Here is a 4,361-nt window from a genome sequence, read left to right as displayed (position 1 = left end):
GCCCGGCGGCCCCCCGCCCGAAGCCGTCGACCCCGCCGTCCTCGCCGCACTCCTCGCCCGCCACGGCTGGCGCCGCCGCGGCGCGGCAGCCGGCGCGTACAGCCGCTGGACACCCCCCGACGCCGCCGACGCCCGGGGGCGCACCAGCCTGCTCGTCCCCGACAGCCGCACCTACCCCGACAGCGCCGACCTCGTCGCCGAAGCGCTCGCCGCGCTCCGGCACAGCGCCGTCCCCTCCGCACGCGACATCCTCACCGCCCTGCACACCCCCGTCGACGAGATCCACTGGCAACGGGACATCCCCGACCCCCAGGCGCCCGCCGCCACCTGGGCCGCCCAGGAACAGCTGCGCGCCGGAGCCCGCGCCCTGCTCCTCGCCGCCGCCCTGAGCGCACACGGCACCGCCGGCTACCACGGCGCCCGCCACCGCCGGCACGCGGAAACCGCCCTCACCCGCCTCCTGACCGGCACCACCGCGAGCAGCCGCGAGCTCACCGCCTTCCTGCCCGTCGGCACGGACCCGGGCGCCGCCCCCGGAACCGACGGCAGGCCCGTCACCACGGCCCTCCTCCGCGCCCTCTACGCCGCCCGCGACGCCACCGACCGCCAGCGGGCCACCGGCGCCCCCGACGCCTTCGAACCGGCCGTCGAAGCAGGCGTCTGCCAGGAGCTGACCGAAGCGATCGGCGAACTCCTCCGCGGCTCGGCAGGCATCCGCATCACCCTGCACTGGGCCCCCGCGGCCGGCCCGCCCGACGGCTTCGCCGCCCGCCCCGAGCCCCTCGCGTTCACCCCCGCCGACCTTCCCGTCCTCCGCGAGGCCGGAGCCCGCTACATCCGCGACGAGCCCCCCGTCACCGTGCAGCTCACCGGAGTGGTCGTCCGCATGCGCCGCGACGACCAGGGCGGACCCGGAACCGTACGCCTGAGGATCCTCACCGGCGCGGACGTCACCCAGGTCCGCGCCACCCTCGACGAGGACGACTACCGCATCGCCGGCCACGCCCACCTCCTCGGCCTGCCGCTGCGCATGAGCGGCCGCCTGGAGAGTACGGGCGGCTTCCGGCGCCTCGCCGACGCCCGCGACGTCGTGCCCGTACGCGTCGACGACGGCGAACGGGACCGCCTGCTGAAGTCGCTGCACGAGAACATCGACTTCTTCGAGGAGGCGTGCGGAGGCGAGTGAGACCGCGCCCTCCCCGGTCGCCGGGTAAACCGTTTCGCGACCAGGCTGCCGCTCTCGGTACGATTCAGGCGCGCAGTGACCGCTGCGCACCCCATACGTCAGGAGAGACCGGTGTCAGACGTCCGTGTGATCATCCAACGCGATTCCGAGCGGGAAGAGCGCGTGGTGACGACGGGCACTACGGCCGCCGAGCTCTTCTCCGGGGAGCGCACCATCGTCGCCGCGCGCGTCGCGGGCGAGCTGAAGGACCTCGCCTACGTCGTCGCCGACGGCGAGGAGATCGAGCCCGTCGAGATCTCCTCCAAGGACGGCCTCGACATCCTGCGCCACTCCACCGCCCACGTCATGGCCCAGGCCGTGCAGGAGCTCTTCCCCGAGGCCAAGCTGGGCATCGGCCCGCCGGTCAAGGACGGCTTCTACTACGACTTCGACGTCGAGAAGCCGTTCACCCCCGATGACCTCAAGGCCATCGAGAAGCGCATGCAGGAGATCCAGAAGCGCGGGCAGAAGTTCTCCCGCCGCGTGGTCACCGACGAGGAGGCCCGCGACGAGCTCGCGGCCGAGCCGTACAAGCTGGAGCTGATCGGCCTCAAGGGCTCCGCCTCGCACGACGACGGCGCGGACGTCGAGGTCGGCGCGGGCGAGCTGACGATCTACGACAACCTGGACCCGAAGACCGGCGACCTGTGCTGGCGTGACCTGTGCCGTGGTCCGCACCTGCCGACCACCCGTGTCATCCCGGCGTTCAAGCTCATGCGCAACGCCGCCGCGTACTGGCGCGGCAGCGAGAAGAACCCCATGCTCCAGCGCATCTACGGCACCGCGTGGCCGTCGAAGGACGAGCTCAAGGCGCACCTGGACTTCCTGGCCGAGGCCGAGAAGCGCGACCACCGCCGCCTCGGCTCGGAGCTGGACCTCTTCTCCATCCCGGAGCAGATCGGCTCGGGCCTGGCCGTCTTCCACCCCAAGGGCGGCATCATCCGCCGGGTCATGGAGGACTACTCGCGCCGGCGTCACGAGGAGGAGGGGTACGAGTTCGTCTACACCCCTCACGCGACCAAGGGACGCCTCTTCGAGACCTCGGGCCACCTGGACTGGTACGCCGACGGCATGTACCCGCCCATGCAGCTCGACGAGGGCGTGGACTACTACCTCAAGCCCATGAACTGCCCGATGCACAACCTGATCTTCGACGCCCGGGGACGCTCGTACCGCGAGCTGCCGCTGCGCCTGTTCGAGTTCGGGACCGTGTACCGGTACGAGAAGTCGGGCGTCGTGCACGGTCTCACCCGTGCCCGCGGCTTCACGCAGGACGACGCGCACATCTACTGCACCCGCGAGCAGATGGGCGAGGAGCTCGACCGGACGCTGACCTTCGTCCTGGACCTGCTGCGCGACTACGGCCTGAACGACTTCTACCTGGAGCTCTCCACCAAGGACCCGGAGAAGTTCGTCGGCTCGGACGAGGCCTGGGACGAGGCCACCGAGACGCTGCGCAAGGTGGCCGAGAAGCAGGGCCTGGAGCTCGTCGCCGACCCGGGCGGCGCGGCCTTCTACGGCCCGAAGATCTCGGTCCAGGCGCGGGACGCCATTGGCCGTACCTGGCAGATGTCGACCATCCAGCTCGACTTCAACCTGCCGGAAAGGTTCGATCTTCAGTACACCTCGGCGGACGGCTCGCGCCAGCAGCCGGTGATGATCCACCGTGCGCTGTTCGGTTCGATCGAGCGGTTCTTCGCGGTGCTCCTGGAGCACTACGCGGGCGCGTTCCCGGCGTGGCTGGCCCCGGTCCAGGCGGTCGGCATCCCGATCGGCGACGCCCACGTCGAGTACCTGCAGGAGTTCGCCGCCGAGGCGAAGAAGAAGGGCCTGCGGGTCGAGGTGGACGCCTCGTCCGACCGGATGCAGAAGAAGATCCGCAACCACCAGAAGCTCAAGGTTCCGTTCATGATCATCGTCGGTGACGAGGACATGGCCGCGGGCACGGTGTCCTTCCGTTACCGCGACGGTTCGCAGGAGAACGGCGTCCCGCGTGACCAGGCGCTGGCGAAGCTCGTTGACGTGGTGGAGCGTCGCGTACAGGTGTGACGCGGTCCCCGCGTGAGCGGGGGTGGCCCGAGCTTGCCCTTGGTGGCATGAGGGGTGTACACGTCCCTGCACTCGCGGGGGTAGAGGGGCGGGCCATCAGGGCCGCCCCTCTCTGCGTCCGCGCCCAGCCGGGCGCATATGCTGCACACCATGACGAGTGAGCCGGAGCAGCAGATCGGAGTCGGGGCGCCGGACGCGTTCCAGCGACTGTGGACGCCCCACCGGATGGCGTACATCCAAGGCGAGAACAAGCCGACCGGGCCGGGGTCCGGTGACGGGTGTCCGTTCTGCTCGATTCCGGAGAAGAGTGACGAGGACGGGCTGATCATCGCCCGGGGCGAGCGCGTCTACGCCGTCCTGAACCTCTACCCGTACAACGGCGGCCACCTCATGGTCGTGCCCTTCCGGCACGTCGCCGACTACACCGAGCTCGATCTCGCCGAGACCGCCGAGCTGGCCGACTTCACCAAGCGGGCGATGACCGCGCTGCGTGCCGCCTCCGGGGCGCACGGCTTCAACGTGGGCATGAACCAGGGCGACACCGCCGGTGCCGGCATCGCCGCTCACCTGCACCAGCACGTCGTCCCCCGCTGGGGCGGCGACACCAATTTCATGCCCGTCATCGGCCGGACCAAGATCCTTCCCCAACTGCTCGCGGACACCCGCAAGATGCTGGCGGACGCCTGGCCGGACGCCTGAGGACACGCGCCAGAGAAAAACGGGCAAATGTCCCAAAGTCTTAATTAAAAGAAGTTCTAATGGGGCGGTGACCTTCCTTCACCGCCGCACCGTGCTGCGCGCGGCCGCCGGTGGCGCCCTCGCCGGGGCCGCCGCCGTGGGCTGCGGCAGGCCGGAGGGTGAGGCGGGGGCCCGGGCGGCGGATCCGTCCGTACGGGCCACTGCGCCGCCCGAGCGTTCCGCGGGGACCGGAGCGTCCGGCAAGCCCGGCGCATCCACCCGGCCCGGTGCCTCCGGTGGACCCGGTGCGTCCGGTGGACCCGGCGGGTCCCGTGCGCCGGGCGCCGCCAAGAGCTCCCCGGCGTCCGGGGCGCCCTCTGCGTCGAAGCCCCCCGTCCCCGCCCTGAGC

The 4,361-nt window shown here is 71.2% G+C and carries 3 protein-coding genes and 1 pseudogene; all 4 read left to right on the top strand.

The window, feature by feature from the left end:
- Positions 1-1,186, top strand: a 1,186-nt coding sequence (locus tag ACSNOG_RS31885; protein WP_436756188.1) for a hypothetical protein, incomplete at its 5' end; no start/stop codon positions are given.
- 111 nt (positions 1,187-1,297) lie between these two features.
- Complete coding sequence (thrS, locus tag ACSNOG_RS31880) at positions 1,298-3,274, top strand: threonine--tRNA ligase (protein ID WP_436756187.1); 1,977 nt, start codon at positions 1,298-1,300, stop codon at positions 3,272-3,274.
- 138 nt (positions 3,275-3,412) lie between these two features.
- Positions 3,413-3,973 carry an HIT family protein gene (locus ACSNOG_RS31875; protein ID WP_436756186.1) on the top strand — a complete coding sequence of 187 codons (561 nt, stop codon included), beginning with the start codon at positions 3,413-3,415 and terminating at the stop codon, positions 3,971-3,973.
- Positions 3,974-4,040: 67 nt separating this feature from the next.
- Positions 4,041-4,361, top strand: a pseudogene (locus ACSNOG_RS31870) (hypothetical protein); the annotation flags it as partial.

Source organism: Streptomyces sp. URMC 124 (genome assembly GCF_051386455.1).
Taxonomy (GTDB): domain Bacteria; phylum Actinomycetota; class Actinomycetes; order Streptomycetales; family Streptomycetaceae; genus Streptomyces.
This window is presented reverse-complemented; position numbering and strand designations above follow the sequence as displayed.